The organism is Pseudomonas sp. TNT2022 ID642 (assembly GCF_028656995.1).
Taxonomy (GTDB): domain Bacteria; phylum Pseudomonadota; class Gammaproteobacteria; order Pseudomonadales; family Pseudomonadaceae; genus Aquipseudomonas.
This window is the reverse complement of sequence record NZ_JAMDGW010000016.1, coordinates 106,312-124,069: the sequence shown is the minus strand read 5'-3', so window position 1 is coordinate 124,069 and position 17,758 is coordinate 106,312. Positions and strand designations below refer to the sequence as shown.

The window sequence follows — 17,758 nt, the reverse complement described above, 5'->3', positions numbered from 1 at the left end:
AGCCGCTGGATCGCGAGCCTTACAACTCGTCCCTGACTCGCGCACCACCCTCGGTTGCCGGCAGCTGGCGGCGCAGTCTCCAGCCGGCGCCCATTCGTCCGGTCTGACGCCAGTAATGCCCTGCGAGCAGCACCCTGAATTCACCCAGCTCCATGAGTTGCGAAACAAACTCGCCCGGGCTTAGCCGGCTGACCCAACGCCCGGCTTCGTAATCTACAGGGCGGGTCAGCAACAAATCCCTCTCGCTCTGCGAATAAACGGGCGTGTACTTGATCAGCACATGGTTGGGTGTTGAGTAGTAATAATGCTGAATGTCGAAACCCTGGCTCTTGAGTTCATGTGTGTGCGCGTGCACTCGCGCAGGCGCAGCGAAATTTGCTCTGACATCATCCGTGTCCGGTACGAGCGTGGTATTGCCCGACAGATGGAACTGGTGGCTGGCCACGAGTATGTAGCCACGGGGATAACGGGCCGCCGGATTTCGCCAGCTGATCGTCGGATCTCTCGACGAGCGGAATATCTGCAGGACAGGGTCCTCTGCATAGGCGGACCAGGCTATTGGCTCGAGCGGGACAAATCGACTGCTCGTCGACCGCGCCAGAATTGCGCCTTCGTAACCGGTTTCGGTGTGAGCCGTATCGTCCGTGCGTTGTTGCGCATAGCGGGCGGCATCGTCGGGGTGATGAAAAATCGGTCCCAGCGCCGGCACCGGGTTATCTCGCCATTGTTGCTCGCTCGAAGCATCGGCCATGCGCGGCTGCCAGCGCTCATCCACTTGACCATGCCGCGACCAGTAATCACTGGTTTCAATAACGTCGAGCCGGCCGGCCTTGGCCATCCGGTGCACGTAGTCTGTAAATCTGAATCTGCCCCTGGCAATGTCACGTTCATCAATCGCGGCCTGCTCACGCGATACAAATGTATTGGGGCGCAATTCAACCTGCCCGAAAGCGTCGTAGAACACGCCGGGTTCAAACGCATGCAATTGCAGTTTCAGCAACGCGTCATCGGCACAGGAGATGTAGATCGGTTTGTAGCCCTGCGGCGTACCGGAGCGTCGACAGGCTTGCTGAACATCGTTGGGGTTAACAAAGACATTTCGCAAATCATCGGGCCGTGCGCCCAGCGGAGGCAGCGCTGCGCGCAGATAAATCGAATCCTGTACAAACCCTGAAAGCAGGCGTGCCTGTTCGAATACTCGATCCACAGCCAACTCAGAGCGTTGCACTTCGACGGGCAGGCTGGCGAGGAACAAGCCATCCCGAGAGCGCAGTATGAATCCGAAAGTCTGAGTGTCCCTGCTCACCGAGACTTCATGAACATACCGGGCAACAGCATCTGCCTGAATGAATACCGGACTGCAAAGCGCGGCGCTCGCGGCTCTGGTGTAGTCCATTACGGGCTGCAGATCTGCAGAGAATGGCACCCAGCGACTCACCTGACGTGGCAAACCCCAGACTTCACTGCCGATGACAACTTGCAAATAGCCTGCCTTTGCCAAGGCATCGACCCATTCACTCGGTTTCAGTTTCGCGCTACGTATGCGCTGTTTTATCGCGTCGCCATTCAGGTTGGCAGGAACCGTTTTGTAATCCGTCAGAACGGCCATCAGATCCGCTCGCAGACGATCCCATATTCCCGGTTGATAACGGATCAACGAACCGTCGGGGCCGAACAGGTATTCATCCCATGCCACTATTGGCAGCCGTGTGAAGGCTGAGTACACGGTGTCGACCGACAGCATGTTCAAATAGATCTGCTTCTCGACACGAGAAAAAATGACCGAGAGCTCCCTTGCGACTCTGGATCGATAACGCGCCGTGATCCTGCAGCCAGCAGGAAATACGCCTGCGCCCTTGCTTTCATCCGGGAAAATCTCGGTGATGTCGAAATCCTCCCGCGACACCTCGATGGGCGCAGAGGCCAAATACAAGCCGTCGGGCCGTTTCAGAATGACGCCGCCAAACGGTTTGTCCGTGCCCAGGGGCAAGCTCGATTTGGCAAACGCCGCTGCATCGTCAGCACTTTGAAAAACCGGGCCGAGCCAGCGTCGCTGCAGATTCGCGTACGGTTGCCACGTTGGCCTTACCCTTCCTGACCGATCCCAGCACACGCTTGTTCGCACCACCGAGAGTTCACCGCTGTCGGCAACCGCATGGATGAAATCCGTCGGCAGCCACTCGCCGTAAGCGAGGCCTCGCTTGATCGACTCAAGTGTTGTCTGAGAGGTGTCGTCATGGAACAACTTGCTTGCCTTATTCCTTGCATACGTCAGCAGAGCACCGTCCCGAGTGGCAAGATAAAACGCGGCAGGCCCTGAATCCATTACAGGCCGCCGGCGACCGTAGTACATCGCTGTGGTCAGGTTATCCGGCGAGACAAAGTACTGCGCCAGCCAGTGCTCAGGGCTGCTCGACGGTGCCTTTACTCGCTGATGTAGATAAAAGCTCCCATACATGTCGAAGCCTTCCGGGTACTGATACCAGGGCGCTGACCGTCGAGGGGCGAACACGGCCTCCAGTCGAAACAGATTGCTGTCCTGACCACTGACAGGAAACAGCTCAGTACCGATGTATTCCTCCCGGCCCTCGTGCTTGAGGATGAATCCGAACCAGGCACGGTTCTCATCATGCAAACGCCTGTCACCAGCAAACAGATGCTGTGCTGCTTCGTCCGCCGAAGCACAGACTGGACCGTACATGACGAACTCAGGCCGCTTCCATGACAAAGGCCAAGGAGAAGGTGGCCGGGGCGAAGGCGACGAGGGATACGGTGGCAGCGACGGCTCGGGCAGGGACGGCGTAGGCAGTGTCGGTATGGGCGACGCCGGTTCTGTGGATGTTGACCCGGCGGATACTGGCATGCTCCAGCCCGGTACTATTTGGCCGCGATGACCCCACAACTCGTTGTCCGTCAGGTTCCACAGCCAACCAGCGGCGGCCTGCTCCCTGATGAAGTCTTGTGGTCGTTTGCTGCCCTTGTCCAGATCCAGAGCCAACGGGCCGGGTTGCAAGCGTGTTCCCAGGCGGCGCGCCAGATCCTTCGAAGCCGAGGTTGCGCAAGGTGCGAATCTGACCAGACTGTCCTTGGCAGCAGAGCAGTACAGAACAGTCTCATCGAGCAATACTTGGCGGATCTCTTCGACGCTCAACATCTGCAAGCTCAGCAGCGCTTCCTGGAGCGTCCACTGCCGGAAATCGACATTGACCGGTTCAAGCCGCGAGAGCGCAACATGGGAGACATAACGGGCATGCACCACGTGGTCGTCGGGAAAAATCGAGCGCCCTCGATTATCCCGAGGATAAAGCCGCCCCTGGTCTAGTACGTCGATATCCCCTTCCAGCGGCTCGCTGACCACAAAGCGTTTGTCGCTGCGTTGAAATACATAGCCTGCGTACTGTCGGTCACGCCGAATGCCGATTTGTTCATGGGCATAACGAACGGCGTCATCGGCTGATAAAAACGCCCGACTCAATGGCGGCCAAGGGAAGTTCGCGAAGGGTAGCCAATCCAGGTCCATCACCGCCAAACGCGCCCATAATGCGCTGCCTCGTACAACTTCAAGCCGGCCGGCCAATATCAGCATCGAGACAAATTCCCGTGGCCACATTGCTCCAGTCTGCAGCCTGGATTGCACCCCGGCGTCTGTGATCGACCCGTCCGGCAGCTCGACGCTCAGTGCTGCTTCGATCTGGCTGCCGCTGAAGACGTACCTCAACATGGACGCATCGTTGGCCTGCATGTACAGCGACAAGTGCCGACCGGCTACCGCCAATTGCTGGCTCCTCCTGTGACACGAAATGGCCAAGGCGATTTCCTGAGGCGTGAAGAAATTCTCGTAGAGCCACGGTTGAGCAGGAGTGAGCCGCGAAGGGTCAGGACGGGAAGCGTAGTAAAAACCTTCCAGTCCATAGCCTTCAGGCAACCGTAATTGACCGTCATTACCCGCCGGAAAGATCTTCGCAGGATCCCATGACGCCAGCCCGAACGAGCGTGCATGGGTCGCGACATACTCATTGCCAGCAGTCTTCTTCAGGAGCAATCCCGAGGCCTGCGCACCTCTTGATTTCAGTGCAGCGAGAACAGCCCGCTCGGCGGTGGAGCAAACGCGGGTCATCAGCGGTAATTCGCTCACCCTGCCCATTGAAAAACCCTGGCCTGGTTGCCAGTCCGGCGGTACGACGCCAACCGAATGCCCCCAGTCTGCACTTGAAACCAGGACTCTCAGTTCACCGACGGACGCAAGCTTGTTGATGATGCTCATCACATCACGAGTCCACGGCTCACGCCCAGGCTGCGCACCGGCTTCGTGCCAACGGAAGTAATCGAGTTCCGCTTTCGACCCGCTGGGCGAGTACTTGAGCAATGTTCCATCGGGACCAGAGAGGTATGAACTCCGAAAATAGGCGCGCCCTTCAACATCCCCCATGAAATCGCTACTGGAAAAGAAGTTGATGAAGAGCCGCAGGTTCATTTCATCCAGTTCTGGATAGGCCTCACCCACCACATCGTAAAGAGCAACATGGCTGTGAATGTTTGCAGCAAACCGATACCCCTTGGGCGGCTCCAGATCTCCCGACGCATCGAAGTCGATGATGGTGCTCAAATCAAAGGTTGTGGCCTCTCCGGATATCGGTGACGTGGCCACGAATTTTCCATCTGGTCGCAACAAAATCACGCTGCCATGCTCCGTTTCCGGCTTGAGCGGTATGCGCGTATGAACCCAATACGCAGCATCCTCCTCTGACAGAAACGGCGGACTCAGGGGAGGTAGCCTGGATTTTCGAGGCTCGGTTGCGGCACGTCCGGGTCGGACTGAACTATTACTCATGATAGAAACCTGCGAAGAACAATCGGGATAGCGATCGAACGAGTGTGTTGCTGCAGGCGCCATGAGCCGAGGTACATGTTTATCGTTTATGTATCTTCATCTTCCCGCTCGGTCGCGCGCCCCAATCTGGCGCACCCTGACGCACCAGTACCCGCCAGATGTCCTCAACTGGTGCGCAACCGCACATTGCAACCGCTCTGAAACGACATTTTCCGGCCCGATCCCGACCGGGCACAGCCCTTGCAAAACACCCTTCAGTCGTCCGCATCTGCCAACCAAAAAAAACTTCAAACGTTCATGGAGATCGCACAATGAAGCGTCGCAGTTTGATCAAGGCTTTCACACTCACGGCATCCATTGCCGCGATGGGCATGACCTGGACTGTCCAGGCCGCCGAGACCATCAAGGTCGGGATTCTGCATTCGTTGTCCGGCACCATGGCGATCTCCGAAACGTCGCTCAAAGACATGGCGCTGATGACCATCGATGAGATCAACGCCAAGGGCGGCGTCAACGGCAAGATGCTTGAGCCGGTCGTGGTTGACCCGGCGTCGAACTGGCCGCTGTTCGCCGAAAAGGGTCGGCAGTTGCTGACGCAAGACAAGGTGGCCGTGGTGTTCGGCTGCTGGACTTCCGTATCGCGTAAATCGGTGCTGCCGGTGTTCGAAGAACTCAACGGCCTGCTGTTCTACCCGGTGCAATACGAAGGCGAAGAGATGTCGCCGAACGTCTTCTACACCGGCGCCGCGCCGAACCAGCAAGCGATCCCGGCAGTGGAATATTTGATGAGCGAAGAAGGCGGCAGCGCCAAGCGCTACTTCCTGCTCGGCACCGACTACGTCTACCCGCGCACCACCAACAAGATCCTGCGCTCGTTCCTGCACTCCAAAGGTGTGGCCGACAAGGACATCGAAGAGGTCTACACGCCGTTCGGGCACAGCGACTATCAAACCATCGTTGCCAACATCAAAAAATTCTCGGCGGGTGGCAAGACTGCGGTTATCTCGACCGTCAACGGCGACTCCAACGTACCGTTCTACAAAGAACTGGCCAACCAGGGCCTGAAGGCCACCGACGTACCGGTTGTGGCTTTCTCGGTGGGCGAAGAAGAACTGCGCGGCATCGACACCAAACCGCTGGTGGGCAACCTCGCGGCATGGAACTACTTCGAGTCGGTGGAGAACCCGCAGAACAAGAAATTCGTCGCTGACTGGAAAGCCTACGCGAAGAAACACAACCTGCCGGGCGCCGACAAAGCCGTGACCAACGATCCAATGGAAGCCACTTACGTCGGCATCCACATGTGGGCGCAGGCGGTTGAGAAAGCCAAATCCACCGACGTCGACAAAGTGCGTGAAGCGCTGGCCGGGCAGACGTTTGCTGCGCCATCGGGTTACACGCTGACCATGGACAAGACCAATCACCACCTGCACAAACCGGTGATGATCGGCGAGATTCAGGCCGACGGTCAGTTCAACGTGGTGTGGCAGACCGAAGGGCCGATCCGCGCGCAACCGTGGAGCCCGTTCATTCAGGGCAACGACAAGAAGCCGGATTATGCGGTGAAGAGCAACTGAGTCTGACTTGGGTTTTGGGGTGGGGCGAAGATCTTTTCCCCCTCACCCCAACCCTCTCCCCCAGGGGGGGCGAGGGGAAAGGGAGCAGATCTCTATAGCTTTCTGAACCCGAGTTCGACGCAGGAATGTCAGGTCGGTGCTGGATGACCTGACAACTCGGTCAGTCCCCTCTCCCTCTGGGAGAGGGGGAAAGGGAGCAGATCTCTATAGCTTTCTGAACCCGAGTTCGACGCAGGAATGTCAGGTCGGTGCTGGATGACCTGACAACTCGGTCAGTCCCCTCTCCCTCTGGGAGAGGGGGAAAGGGAGCAGATCTCTATAGCGCTTTCTGAACCCGAGTTCGACGCAGGAATGTCAGGTCGGTGCTGGATGACCTGACAACTCGGTCAGTCCCCTCTCCCTCTGGGAGAGGGGGGAAGGGAGCAGATCTCTATGGCTTTCAGAACCTGAGTTCGACGCAGGAATGTCAGGTCGGTGCTGGATGACCTGACAACTCGGTCAGTCCCCTCTCCCTCTGGGAGAGGGTTAGGGTGAGGGGCGGATTCACAGCCGGACACCGCTCCATCGGCCACCGCAAGAAAGGAAACACCACTAATGCCCACTGCCATACACCGCTTTCTCATAGCCATCGCACTATTGCTGCCAATGCTGGCCCATGCCGGCGATGCCGAAGACTTCGTCGCGGCCAATCCTGTGCAGCAAGCCAAACTGCTGGAAACCTGGGCCGCGCAGCCCGATCCGGCCCGTATCGAACTGATCAACGCCCTGCAACAAGGCGAGCTGACCATCGACGGCCAACCGAAAACCCTGCGCCTGAACAACCGCCTGCGGGGTCTGATCGACACCGCCATGGCCAGCCACCAATTGCTCGCCGCCGACGCCAAAATCCGTCTGACTGCCGCGCAGCAATTGCAGAAAAGCGCGAAACCCGCGCAGCTGAAATTCCTCGACCTGCAACTCGCTGGCGAAAAAGATGAAGGCGTCCACGCCGCCCTGAGCCTGGCGCTGGCCAATCTGCAACTGGTCGATACCGATCCGGCCGTGCGCCTCGCCGCAGTACGCCTGCTCGGCGAAACCGGTGATCCGCTGGCACGCTCGCGCCTCGAAGGCTTGCTTGAACCCGGCGTCGAAAGCGATGCCGGCGTACGCACCGCCGCTGAAACCAGCCTCGCTCAGGTCAAACGCAAACTGCTGATCGGCGAAGTGCTCGGTCAGGCGTTCAGCGGCATGTCGCTCGGTTCGATTCTGCTGCTCGCCGCACTCGGTCTGGCGATCACGTTCGGCCTGCTCGGCGTGATCAACATGGCCCACGGCGAGATGCTGATGCTCGGTGCCTACTCGACGTACGTGGTGCAGTTGATGTTCCAGCGCTACGCCCCCCAAGCGATCGAGTTTTATCCCTTGATCGCACTGCCGGTAGCGTTCTTTGTCACGGCGGCCATCGGCATGGCGCTGGAGCGCACGGTGATTCGTCATCTCTATGGCCGCCCGCTGGAAACCCTGCTCGCCACCTGGGGCATCAGCCTGATGCTGATTCAACTGGTGCGCCTGTTGTTCGGCGCGCAAAACGTTGAAGTGGCCAACCCGGCGTGGCTGTCCGGCGGCATTCAAGTGCTGCCGAATCTGGTGCTGCCGTACAACCGCATCGTGATCATCGCGTTTGCACTGTTCGTCGTAGTGCTGACGTGGCTGCTGTTGAACAAAACGCGCCTGGGCCTCAACGTCCGCGCCGTCACCCAGAACCGCAACATGGCCGCCTGCTGTGGCGTGCCCACCGGTCGCGTCGACATGCTCGCCTTCGGCCTCGGTTCCGGTATCGCCGGACTCGGCGGCGTGGCGCTGAGCCAGATCGGCAACGTCGGCCCGGATCTCGGCCAGAGCTACATCATCGACTCGTTCCTGGTGGTGGTGCTCGGCGGCGTCGGCCAGTTGGCCGGTAGCGTGCTCGCGGCCTTCGGCCTGGGCATCGCCAACAAGATTCTCGAACCGCAGATCGGTGCGGTGCTCGGCAAGATCCTGATCCTCGCGCTGATCATTCTGTTTATCCAGAAACGTCCGCAAGGCCTCTTCGCACTGAAAGGACGGGTGATCGACTGATGAACCAGCCTCTGTTAGTCACGGCCACACAAAAGGCCGGGCCGAAAGTCACCATTGCCATCGGTGCGGTAATCCTCGCCCTGCTGATCGCCCTGCCGCTGCTGTCGTTGTTGTCGCCCGACAATGCGCTGCACATCTCGGCGTACACCCTGACGCTGGTCGGCAAAATCCTCTGCTACGCCATCGTCGCACTGGCGCTGGATCTGGTCTGGGGTTACGCCGGTTTGCTCTCGCTGGGCCACGGTCTGTTCTTCGCCCTCGGCGGTTATGCGATGGGCATGTACCTGATGCGTCAGGCCGCTGGCGATGGTCTGCCTGCGTTCATGACCTTCCTGTCGTGGAGCGAATTGCCCTGGTACTGGACCGGTACCAGCAGCTTCCTCTGGGCGATGTGTCTGGTGGTGTTGGCGCCGGGGTTGCTGGCGCTGGTGTTCGGATTTTTCGCCTTCCGCTCGCGGATCAAGGGCGTGTATTTCTCGATCATGACCCAGGCCCTGACCTTCGCCGGCATGCTCCTGTTTTTCCGCAATGAGACCGGGTTTGGTGGCAACAATGGTTTCACCAATTTCCGCACGATTCTCGGTTTCGGCATCACTGAACCGGGTACTCGCGCGGTGCTGTTTCTGGCCACGGTGTTGCTGCTGGTGGCGAGTCTGTTCATCGGCTGGCGCCTGGCGCAGAGCAAGTTCGGTCGCGTGCTGACGGCGCTGCGTGATGCGGAAAACCGCTTGATGTTCTGCGGCTACGACCCACGCGGGTTCAAGTTGTTTGTCTGGGTGTTGAGTGCGGTGTTGTGTGGTCTGGCCGGGGCGTTGTATGTGCCGCAAGTCGGGATCATCAATCCGAGCGAAATGTCGCCGACCAACTCGATTGAAGCGGCGGTGTGGGTTGCCCTCGGCGGTCGCGGCACGCTGATCGGCCCGCTGCTCGGCGCCGGCGTGGTCAACGGCATGAAGAGCTGGTTCACCGTGGCCTTCCCGGAATACTGGCTGTTCTTCCTCGGCGCGCTGTTCATCGTCGTGACGCTGTACTTGCCCAAAGGCGTGATCGGTCTGCTGAAGAAAAGAGGTGAACAATGAGAGTCACGGCGAGCGCTGAATTCATGCTGGAACCGGCCTTCTTTCCCGTGGAACCGAACAAGGACGAAGGCACCAGCCGCGATTCGATCGGCCTCGGCCAGCGGGTTGGTCCGGGGCTGGATACCCGCCACGGCACGATCCTCACACTGGAAGACATCAGCGTCAGCTTCGATGGCTTCCGTGCGCTGAACAATCTCAACCTGTACATCGGCGTCGGCGAATTGCGCTGCATTATCGGCCCCAACGGCGCGGGCAAAACCACGCTGATGGACGTGATCACCGGCAAGACCCGGCCAAGCCACGGCAAGGCCTGGTTCGGCGAAACGCTGGACCTGACGCAAATGAGCGAAGTGCAGATCGCCCAGGCTGGCATCGGTCGCAAGTTCCAGAAGCCGACGGTGTTCGAAGCGCTGAGCGTGTTTGAAAACCTGGAGCTGGCGCAGAAAACCGACAAGTCGGTGTGGGCCAGTTTGCGTGCGCGCTTGAGCGGCGAGCAAAAAGATCGAATCAGCGAAGTGCTGGAGACGATTCGCCTGACCACCTCGGTCAATCGTCAGGCGGAGTTGCTCTCCCACGGGCAGAAGCAGTTTCTCGAGATCGGCATGTTGCTGATGCAGGACCCGCAATTGCTCCTGCTCGATGAACCGGTGGCGGGCATGACTGATGCAGAAACCGAATTCACCGCTGAATTGTTCAAGAGCCTGGCGGGCAAGCATTCGTTGATGGTGGTGGAGCATGACATGGGCTTTGTCGGCTCGATTGCCGACCACGTGACCGTGTTGCACCAGGGCAGCGTGCTGGCCGAAGGCTCACTTGAGCAAGTGCAGGAAAACGAGCGCGTGATCGAGGTTTACCTCGGCCGCTGAAGATTTTGCCCTGTGTAGGAGCTGCCGAAGGCTGCGATCTTTTGATCTTGCTCTTCAAAAAAAAGATCAAAAGATCGCAGCCTTCGGCAGCTCCTACAGGGGGATTTGAGGAGATCTGGAAATGCTGCAAGTCGACAAGCTGCACCAGTACTACGGCGGTAGCCACATCCTGCGCGGCCTCTCGTTCGACGTGAAAGTCGGCGAAGTCACCTGCCTGCTTGGCCGCAACGGCGTCGGTAAAACCACTCTGCTCAAGTGCCTGATGGGTCTGCTGCCGGCCAAAGAAGGCGTGGTGAATTGGGAAGGCAAACCGATCACCACCTTCAAGCCACACCAGCGCGTTCACGCCGGGATCGCCTACGTGCCACAGGGCCGGGAAATCTTCGGACGCCTGACCGTGGAAGAGAATCTGTTGATGGGTCTGTCGCGGTTTCCCGGCAGCGAAGCCAAAGAAGTCCCAGGTTTCATCTACGAATTGTTCCCGGTGCTGCTACAAATGAAGCAGCGTCGCGGCGGTGACCTCTCCGGTGGTCAGCAACAACAGTTGGCAATTGGCCGCGCGTTGGCCAGCCGCCCGCGCTTGCTGATCCTCGACGAGCCTACCGAGGGCATTCAACCTTCGGTGATCAAGGAGATCGGCGCGGTGATCAAGAAACTCGCGGCGCGCGGTGATATGGCGATTTTGCTGGTCGAGCAGTTCTACGATTTCGCCGCGGAACTGGCCGATCAGTATCTGGTGATGTCCCGGGGCGAAATCGTCCAGCAGGGTCGCGGTGAAAATATGGAGGCCGAGGGTGTACGCGGGCTGGTAACGATCTAGTACAACGAATTAATCTGTAGCTTCCTAACGATAATTACAAACCATGAATTCGACTGTTGCACCTGCCCTGTTTACCCCGAGCTGGCACGCCGCGCTGGAACTGGCTTATGCCCGCTTCGGCGATTGCACGCGTCCGGTTTTGCGCCGCCATCTCGGGCCGCTGCGGGTGCAAAAGCACCTGTACGCCGAAGGCCCTGAAGTCTGTCAGCACATCATCGTCCACCCGCCAGGCGGGATTGCCGGCGGTGATCGGCTGGACATCCGCGCGCGCGTCGAAGCCGACGCCTGGGCGCAGATCACCAGCCCCGGCGCGGCCAAGTGGTATCGCGCGGGTGGGCCGGCTTATCAGAAGCTCGACTTGAAAGTGGCTGCCGGGGCGACGCTGGAATGGCTGCCGCAGGAAACCATCGTCTACAGCGCCGCGCAGGCCGAGCTGACCACTTCGATTGATCTTGAGGGTGATGCGCGGCTGTTCTACTGGGATGTGGTGGCGCTGGGTCGCCCGGCCAGTGGCGAGCGTTTTGACCGCGGGCATTTTCAGGCGCATCTGGACATCCGCCGCGATGGTCGATTGCTCTGGCATGAACGCCAGCGCATTGTCGGGAACGATGGTTTGCTTGATTCGCCGATCGGGCTGGATGGCAATCCGGTGTTTGCGACGTTGTTGGTCACCGGTGAGATTGATGCTGAGTTGCTGGAGCGTTGTCGCTCGCTGGGCCATGAGGTGCGTGGAGATTTGACGCAATTGCCGGGACTTTTGGTTGCCCGTTGTCTGGCCAGTGAAGCGTTGCTTGCCCGCGCCTGGCTCATCGATTTATGGCGCTTGCTGCGTCCGGTGCTTCTGGATCGCGAGGCGGTGTCACCGAGAATATGGAACACCTGAAAAGCGCCCCTCACCCCCCGCCCTCTCCCAGAGGGAGAGGGAGCCTGACCGAGTCGCTTGAAATGAATTTAACTGACTGAACGAATACCGCTGACTGAACCGGCCATTGCAAACAACCGAGATCAGTCCCCTCTCCCTCGAAAGAGAGAGCCTGACCGAGTCGTTTGAAATGAATTTAACTGACTGAACGAATACCGCTGACTGAACCGGCCATTGCAAACAACCGAGATCAGTCCCCTCTCCCTCGAAAGAGAGAGTCTGACCGGGTCGTTTGAAATGAATTTAACTGACTGAACGAATACTGCTGACTGAACCGGCCATTGCAAACAACCGAGATCAGTCCCCTCTCCCTCGGGAGAGGGCTAGGGTGAGGGGCTGCTCCAACTGGCACCCCACGCCGGCAAAAACCTCACAAATCTGCCCTGATGGAACCCCACAATGGACCTGACCCCACGCGAAAAAGACAAGCTGCTGATCTTCACCGCCGGCCTCGTTGCCGAGCGGCGTCTGGCCCGCGGTGTGAAACTCAATTACCCGGAAGCCATGGCTTACATCTCCGCCGCACTGCTCGAAGGCGCGCGTGACGGCCAGACCGTGGCCGAGCTGATGCACTTCGGTACCACCCTGCTCAGCCGCGAACAAGTGATGGAAGGCATCCCGGAAATGATCCCGGAGATCCAGGTCGAAGCGACGTTCCCCGACGGCACCAAACTGGTCACCGTCCACCAACCGATCGTCTGAGGCAGCGCCATGACTTACACCATTCGCGATGCCATTCACGCCGATCTGCCGGCGATCCGCGACATCTACAACGATGCCGTACTCAACACCACGGCGATCTGGAATGAACAAGCCGTCGACCTCGGCAACCGTCAGGCGTGGTTCAGCGCCCGTCAGGCCCAGGCTTATCCGATTCTGGTGATCGTCGACGGCGACAACAGCGTGCTCGGCTACGCTTCGTTCGGTGACTGGCGGCCGTTCGACGGTTTTCGCCACACCGTCGAGCACTCGGTCTACGTGCGCAGCGACCAGCGTGGCAACGGCCTCGGCCCGCAACTGATGACGGCGCTGATCGAACGGGCGAAGACCTGCGGCAAGCACGTCATGGTGGCCGCCATTGAAAGCGGCAATGCCGCCTCGATTCGTCTGCATGAACGCGCCGGTTTCAGCATCACCGGGCAGATGCCGCAAGTCGGTACCAAGTTCGGTCGCTGGCTCGACCTGACGTTTATGCAACTGACCCTCAACCCCGGCGCGGAGCCGCCTGACGCCAACAAGGAGTGACACCGATGAACGCCGCCCAACTGCGCCGCGTCAATGCTGAAAGTTTTGCCCACTACCGTCAGGGCCTGATTGATCTGCTGCTTGATGCGGTCGGTTACGGCGCCAGTGTCGGCTTCATGGCCGACCTCGATGCGGCTCAGGCGCGCGCCTATTTCGATGAGGTGCAGGACAACGTCAACAAGGGCAGCGTGCTGCTCTGGGTAGTGGTCAAGGACGAGCAGGTGCTGGCCAGTGTGCAACTGGGCCTGTGTCAGAAGGCTAACGGTCTCAATCGCGCCGAGGTGCAGAAACTGCTGGTGCGCGAACACGCACGGCGGCGCGGCCTCGGCCAGCAATTGATGAGTGCGCTGGAACTCGAAGCGCCCAAACACAAGCGCGGCATGCTGTACCTCGACACCGAGGCCGGCTCCCCCGCCGAAGATTTCTACAAGGCACTGGGTTACACCCGCGCGGGCCAGATTCCTGATTACGCCTGCGACCCGCACGGCACCTATCGGCCGACCGCCCTCTATTACAAGATTCTGCAAGGAGCCCAGTGATGATTCCTGGCGAGTACCAGATCCAGCCCGGCGACATCGAACTCAACGTCGGCCGTCGCACCCTCAGCCTGAAAGTCGCCAACAGCGGCGACCGGCCGATTCAGGTTGGCTCGCACTATCACTTTTTCGAAACCAACGACGCGCTGACCTTTGATCGCGCAGCGAGCCGTGGCATGCGCCTGAATATCCCGGCGGGCACCGCGGTGCGCTTCGAACCGGGGCAGAGTCGTGAGGTTGAGCTTGTGGATTATGCCGGGCATCGGCGGGTGTTCGGGTTTGCCGGACGGGTCATGGGCGATCTCTGACATCTGCGTGCACCGCAGCCCCTCACCCCAGCCCTCTCCCGAGGGAGAGGGAGCCGAATGGGGGCTTTTCCGATCCTGAGTTCGACTCGATATTTCAGGTCGATGTCTGTCGAAAGAAACCCGCGATCAGTCCCCTCTCCCTCTGGGAGAGGGCTAGGGTGAGGGTCAATGGCTCACCACTATTTTCTTGAAGGACGCAGCATGAAGATTTCCCGTCAAGCCTACGCCGACATGTTCGGTCCCACCGTCGGCGACAAGGTGCGCCTGGCCGACACCGAGCTGTGGATCGAAGTCGAAAAAGACTTCACCACCTACGGCGAAGAAGTGAAGTTCGGTGGCGGCAAGGTCATCCGCGATGGCCAGGGCCAGAGCCAGTTACTCGCCGCCGAAGTGGTCGACACGCTGATCACCAACGCGCTGATCATCGATCATTGGGGCATCGTCAAAGCCGACGTCGGCCTCAAGGACGGGCGCATTGCCGCGATCGGCAAGGCCGGCAACCCCGACGTGCAGCCCAACGTGACCATCGCCATCGGCGCCGGCACCGAAGTGATTGCCGGCGAAGGCATGATCCTCACTGCTGGGGGCATCGACACGCACATCCACTTCATCTGCCCGCAGCAGATCGAAGAAGCACTGATGAGCGGCGTCACCACCATGATCGGCGGCGGCACCGGCCCGGCCACCGGCACCAACGCCACCACTTGTACCTCCGGGCCGTGGCACCTGGCGCGCATGCTCCAGGCCGCCGACGCCTTCCCGATGAACATCGGCCTCACCGGCAAAGGCAACGCCAGCCTGCCGGAGCCGCTGATCGAACAGGTCAAGGCTGGCGCGATCGGCCTGAAACTGCACGAAGACTGGGGCACTACGCCAGCGAGCATCGATAACTGCCTGAGCGTCGCCGATCAGTTCGACGTGCAGGTGGCGATCCACACCGACACCCTCAACGAATCCGGTTTCGTCGAAACCACCCTTGGCGCGTTCAAGGGCCGCACCATTCACACCTATCACACCGAAGGTGCCGGCGGCGGTCACGCGCCGGACATTATCAAGGCTTGCGGTTTCCCGAACGTATTGCCGAGTTCGACCAACCCGACCCGGCCGTTCACCCGCAATACCATCGACGAACACCTCGACATGCTGATGGTCTGCCACCACCTCGACCCAAGCATTGCCGAAGACGTCGCGTTCGCCGAAAGCCGCATCCGCCGCGAAACGATTGCCGCCGAAGACATTCTTCACGACCTCGGCGCGTTCTCGATGATCAGCTCCGACAGCCAGGCCATGGGCCGCGTTGGCGAAGTCATCACGCGCACCTGGCAGACCGCCGACAAGATGAAAAAACAGCGCGGCCCACTGCCGCAGGACGGCGCAGGCAACGACAACTTCCGCGCCAAACGTTACATCGCCAAGTACACGATCAACCCGGCGATCACCCATGGCATCAGCCATGAAGTCGGTTCGATCGAAGTCGGCAAATGGGCCGATCTGGTGCTCTGGCGCCCGGCGTTTTTTGGTGTGAAGCCGACGCTGATACTCAAGGGCGGCGCGATTGCCGCGAGCCTGATGGGTGATGCCAATGCCTCGATTCCAACGCCGCAACCGGTGCACTACCGTCCGATGTTCGCCAGCTACGGTGGTTCGTTGCACGCCACCAGCCTGACCTTTATCAGTCAGGCGGCGCAAGAAGCGGGATTGCCCGAAACGCTGGGGCTGAAGAAGAAAATCGCCGTGGTCAAAGGTTGCCGCGACGTGCAGAAAACCGACCTGATCCACAACGATTATCTGCCGAACATCGATGTCGACCCGCAGACCTATCAGGTCAAGGCTGACGGCGTGTTGCTGTGGTGTGAGCCTGCCGAAACATTGCCAATGGCGCAGCGGTATTTCCTGTTCTGACAAACCTCATGGTCTGAATACGGACGTCGAGGTCCGTATTCAGAAGCGGTTAACGATTTATGGAAATGCCCACGACATTTGCTGTTCGCTGTAGTTGTAATCCAGGCGCAACTCAGTCCCTGCCGGTATGTCCTGCGTGGCAAAGATGGCGTTAAGGATAAAGTTTTTGGTCACCAGCTGTTTGCCCAGCCATTGTTGCGCTTCGACGTCGAACGGCACGGTTTCGACATTGTAGCCATCCGGTGCCTGACGAATCGGCTTGCCCGCATTGTCGTATTCAAAATTGGAATTGATCCGGGAGATGATCGTGTCCCCAAGGATCGCCAACGGATCAGGCAGCAATACGCCCGGGCCAGGTTTCAAACGCATCCCCGCCAGCATGGTGAAGGTCTGCTCATTGGGCCGGACAAGTCTTGCTGGCGTAATCGCACCACCGTAGACACCGATTGCCTCACCTTTGGCGATGCGCCTGTTGGCCACCACCATGGACTGCCCGATCAGCGATTTCTCCCCGGGGACTTTGGCATCGGCCTCGGTGAACGTGCGCAATTGCAGCTTCTCCTCATACAGCAACGCGACCTGTTCATGCCCTTCAAACTTGATATAGGGCTTGATCTGCTCAGAGGTATATTGATCGCCGTTTTCAAAGCGCACTTTGCTCTGCAACTTTCGAATGCGGATCGGCCGTCCGGCGGTGTCCCTGAGCGGATACTTGCCGTTGTTTGCGCGATTGTAGGTGCCCAATTGGTTGGCGAGGAACGAGTAACGCGTTTCCTCGCGCATCATGCTCAACTCTTCTGCCGTGTAAGGTTTGACCGGCATCGATTCGGACGCCAGATAGAAGCGTTCCTCCGCCTCTCTGGGCAGCTCTTCCAGCGCCCACTCGAACTCATCATCACTGTGCCGGTCAACCTTGCGACTCTTGCGCGGCATGACCGCGCCGTCTGTGCCGAATACGGTGAAATCCTCCAGCGGATACCAATGGTTGCTCGACGGATCGTGAGCCAGTTCGGGTCCGGAAGGTTGCAGCTCGCTCGCCAACCGGGCCTTGTGCAGGCCGGTTTCGGCATCCACGCCGATCAGTACGGTGCCGCCACCCTGCACATCGGCGTAGTGACGCCCCTTGAACGTGCGTAATCCTTGCGCGTCCGCGTCAGGTAAAGCGCTTGCCGATGGAATCAGGTAATGCTGCAGCGGCGCGGCGTCAGCAGCAGAAACAGTCGAGGAGGTGGACGTCGGTTCATAAGCGCGCACTTTCGGGATCGACGTCGCCACCTCGACTTCAAGTGCACGGCTACCGTCTTCAGCCGTGTCGCCAGGAGTTCTGCGGGCGAACGGGTCTGACGTGAGATGCAGCGATCCCAATTCTGACCGGGTTGATTCAGAGGGTGTGCGCGGGCGTGTGGGTACATCGACAGCGCCAGCACCGGGTGTTGGCGGTTTGGGTTTGACAGGCATGAATACTTTTCCTTGTAAGCGTTGCGCAGTGCCCGCCGGCATGGCGGGTGCTACGAAGACCGGCGTCCATTGCCGATCCTTGCCGGGAAAACTATCAGACAGACTTGCCGGTTAAAA

General features: G+C 59.5%; 13 protein-coding genes. 11 read left to right on the top strand and 2 right to left on the bottom strand.

Going from position 1 to position 17,758, the window contains the following annotated elements:
* Positions 1 to 19: 19 nt before the first annotated feature.
* Positions 20 to 4,831, bottom strand: coding sequence for a DUF4329 domain-containing protein (locus tag M5G26_RS16965; protein WP_273916012.1), 4,812 nt, complete (start codon positions 4,829 to 4,831; stop codon positions 20 to 22).
* Positions 4,832 to 5,142: 311 nt separating this feature from the next.
* On the opposite strand from M5G26_RS16965, the gene urtA reads away from it, so the two are divergent.
* The 11 genes from urtA to ureC all read left to right on the top strand — a co-directional run bounded on the left by urtA (position 5,143) and on the right by ureC (position 16,183).
* Entirely contained in the window at positions 5,143 to 6,408 is a 1,266-nt protein-coding gene (gene urtA / locus M5G26_RS16960) for an urea ABC transporter substrate-binding protein (RefSeq protein WP_007914554.1), read from the top strand.
* A 594-nt stretch (positions 6,409 to 7,002) separates the two neighbouring features.
* Positions 7,003 to 8,505: an urea ABC transporter permease subunit UrtB gene (urtB, locus tag M5G26_RS16955; RefSeq protein WP_273916011.1), complete on the top strand. Its 1,503-nt coding sequence runs from the start codon at positions 7,003 to 7,005 to the stop codon at positions 8,503 to 8,505.
* Complete coding sequence (urtC, locus tag M5G26_RS16950) at positions 8,505 to 9,584, top strand: urea ABC transporter permease subunit UrtC (protein WP_008078130.1); 1,080 nt, start codon at positions 8,505 to 8,507, stop codon at positions 9,582 to 9,584. The genes urtB and urtC overlap by 1 nt, the downstream gene beginning before the upstream one ends.
* Positions 9,581 to 10,450, top strand: coding sequence for an urea ABC transporter ATP-binding protein UrtD (urtD, locus tag M5G26_RS16945; protein WP_443218391.1), 870 nt, complete (start codon positions 9,581 to 9,583; stop codon positions 10,448 to 10,450). Before urtC ends, urtD begins: the two co-directional genes overlap by 4 nt.
* A 121-nt stretch (positions 10,451 to 10,571) precedes the next feature.
* A complete protein-coding gene (gene urtE, locus M5G26_RS16940) occupies positions 10,572 to 11,270 on the top strand; it encodes an urea ABC transporter ATP-binding subunit UrtE (RefSeq protein ID WP_122599494.1) in 699 nt (232 codons plus the stop codon).
* A gap of 43 nt (positions 11,271 to 11,313) precedes the next feature.
* Positions 11,314 to 12,153 (top strand): urease accessory protein UreD, encoded by an 840-nt coding sequence (locus M5G26_RS16935; RefSeq protein ID WP_273916010.1) that lies wholly within the window; start codon positions 11,314 to 11,316, stop codon positions 12,151 to 12,153.
* Positions 12,154 to 12,591: 438 nt separating this feature from the next.
* Entirely contained in the window at positions 12,592 to 12,894 is a 303-nt protein-coding gene (ureA, locus tag M5G26_RS16930; RefSeq protein ID WP_007915951.1) for an urease subunit gamma, read from the top strand.
* A 9-nt stretch (positions 12,895 to 12,903) separates the two neighbouring features.
* Positions 12,904 to 13,437, top strand: a complete 534-nt coding sequence (locus M5G26_RS16925) for a GNAT family N-acetyltransferase (protein WP_273916009.1) — start codon at positions 12,904 to 12,906, stop codon at positions 13,435 to 13,437.
* 5 nt (positions 13,438 to 13,442) lie between these two features.
* Entirely contained in the window at positions 13,443 to 13,976 is a 534-nt protein-coding gene (locus M5G26_RS16920) for a GNAT family N-acetyltransferase (RefSeq protein WP_016984790.1), read from the top strand.
* On the top strand, positions 13,976 to 14,281 hold the full coding sequence (locus tag M5G26_RS16915; RefSeq protein ID WP_034151594.1) for an urease subunit beta: 306 nt from the start codon (positions 13,976 to 13,978) through the stop codon (positions 14,279 to 14,281). The genes M5G26_RS16920 and M5G26_RS16915 overlap by 1 nt, the downstream gene beginning before the upstream one ends.
* Before the next feature lie 201 nt (positions 14,282 to 14,482).
* Positions 14,483 to 16,183 carry an urease subunit alpha gene (gene ureC, locus M5G26_RS16910; protein WP_134175797.1) on the top strand — a complete coding sequence of 567 codons (1,701 nt, stop codon included), beginning with the start codon at positions 14,483 to 14,485 and terminating at the stop codon, positions 16,181 to 16,183.
* 57 nt (positions 16,184 to 16,240) lie between these two features.
* Here the strand turns inward: ureC and M5G26_RS16905 are convergent, their stop codons facing one another.
* Positions 16,241 to 17,683, bottom strand: coding sequence for a hypothetical protein (locus M5G26_RS16905; RefSeq protein ID WP_273916008.1), 1,443 nt, complete (start codon positions 17,681 to 17,683; stop codon positions 16,241 to 16,243).
* Positions 17,684 to 17,758: the final 75 nt, after the last annotated feature.

What these genes read in the sequence shown, in the direction of transcription:
- M5G26_RS16965 (WP_273916012.1), bottom strand. Translation starts at nt 4,831, where the DNA reads ATGAGTAATAGTTCAGTCCGACCCGGACGTGCCGCAACCGAGCCTCGA.
- urtA (WP_007914554.1), top strand. Translation starts at nt 5,143, where the DNA reads ATGAAGCGTCGCAGTTTGATCAAGGCTTTCACACTCACGGCATCCATT.
- urtB (WP_273916011.1), top strand. Translation starts at nt 7,003, where the DNA reads ATGCCCACTGCCATACACCGCTTTCTCATAGCCATCGCACTATTGCTG.
- urtC (WP_008078130.1), top strand. Translation starts at nt 8,505, where the DNA reads ATGAACCAGCCTCTGTTAGTCACGGCCACACAAAAGGCCGGGCCGAAA.
- urtD (WP_443218391.1), top strand. Translation starts at nt 9,581, where the DNA reads ATGAGAGTCACGGCGAGCGCTGAATTCATGCTGGAACCGGCCTTCTTT.
- urtE (WP_122599494.1), top strand. Translation starts at nt 10,572, where the DNA reads ATGCTGCAAGTCGACAAGCTGCACCAGTACTACGGCGGTAGCCACATC.
- M5G26_RS16935 (WP_273916010.1), top strand. Translation starts at nt 11,314, where the DNA reads ATGAATTCGACTGTTGCACCTGCCCTGTTTACCCCGAGCTGGCACGCC.
- ureA (WP_007915951.1), top strand. Translation starts at nt 12,592, where the DNA reads ATGGACCTGACCCCACGCGAAAAAGACAAGCTGCTGATCTTCACCGCC.
- M5G26_RS16925 (WP_273916009.1), top strand. Translation starts at nt 12,904, where the DNA reads ATGACTTACACCATTCGCGATGCCATTCACGCCGATCTGCCGGCGATC.
- M5G26_RS16920 (WP_016984790.1), top strand. Translation starts at nt 13,443, where the DNA reads ATGAACGCCGCCCAACTGCGCCGCGTCAATGCTGAAAGTTTTGCCCAC.
- M5G26_RS16915 (WP_034151594.1), top strand. Translation starts at nt 13,976, where the DNA reads ATGATTCCTGGCGAGTACCAGATCCAGCCCGGCGACATCGAACTCAAC.
- ureC (WP_134175797.1), top strand. Translation starts at nt 14,483, where the DNA reads ATGAAGATTTCCCGTCAAGCCTACGCCGACATGTTCGGTCCCACCGTC.
- M5G26_RS16905 (WP_273916008.1), bottom strand. Translation starts at nt 17,683, where the DNA reads ATGCCGGCGGGCACTGCGCAACGCTTACAAGGAAAAGTATTCATGCCT.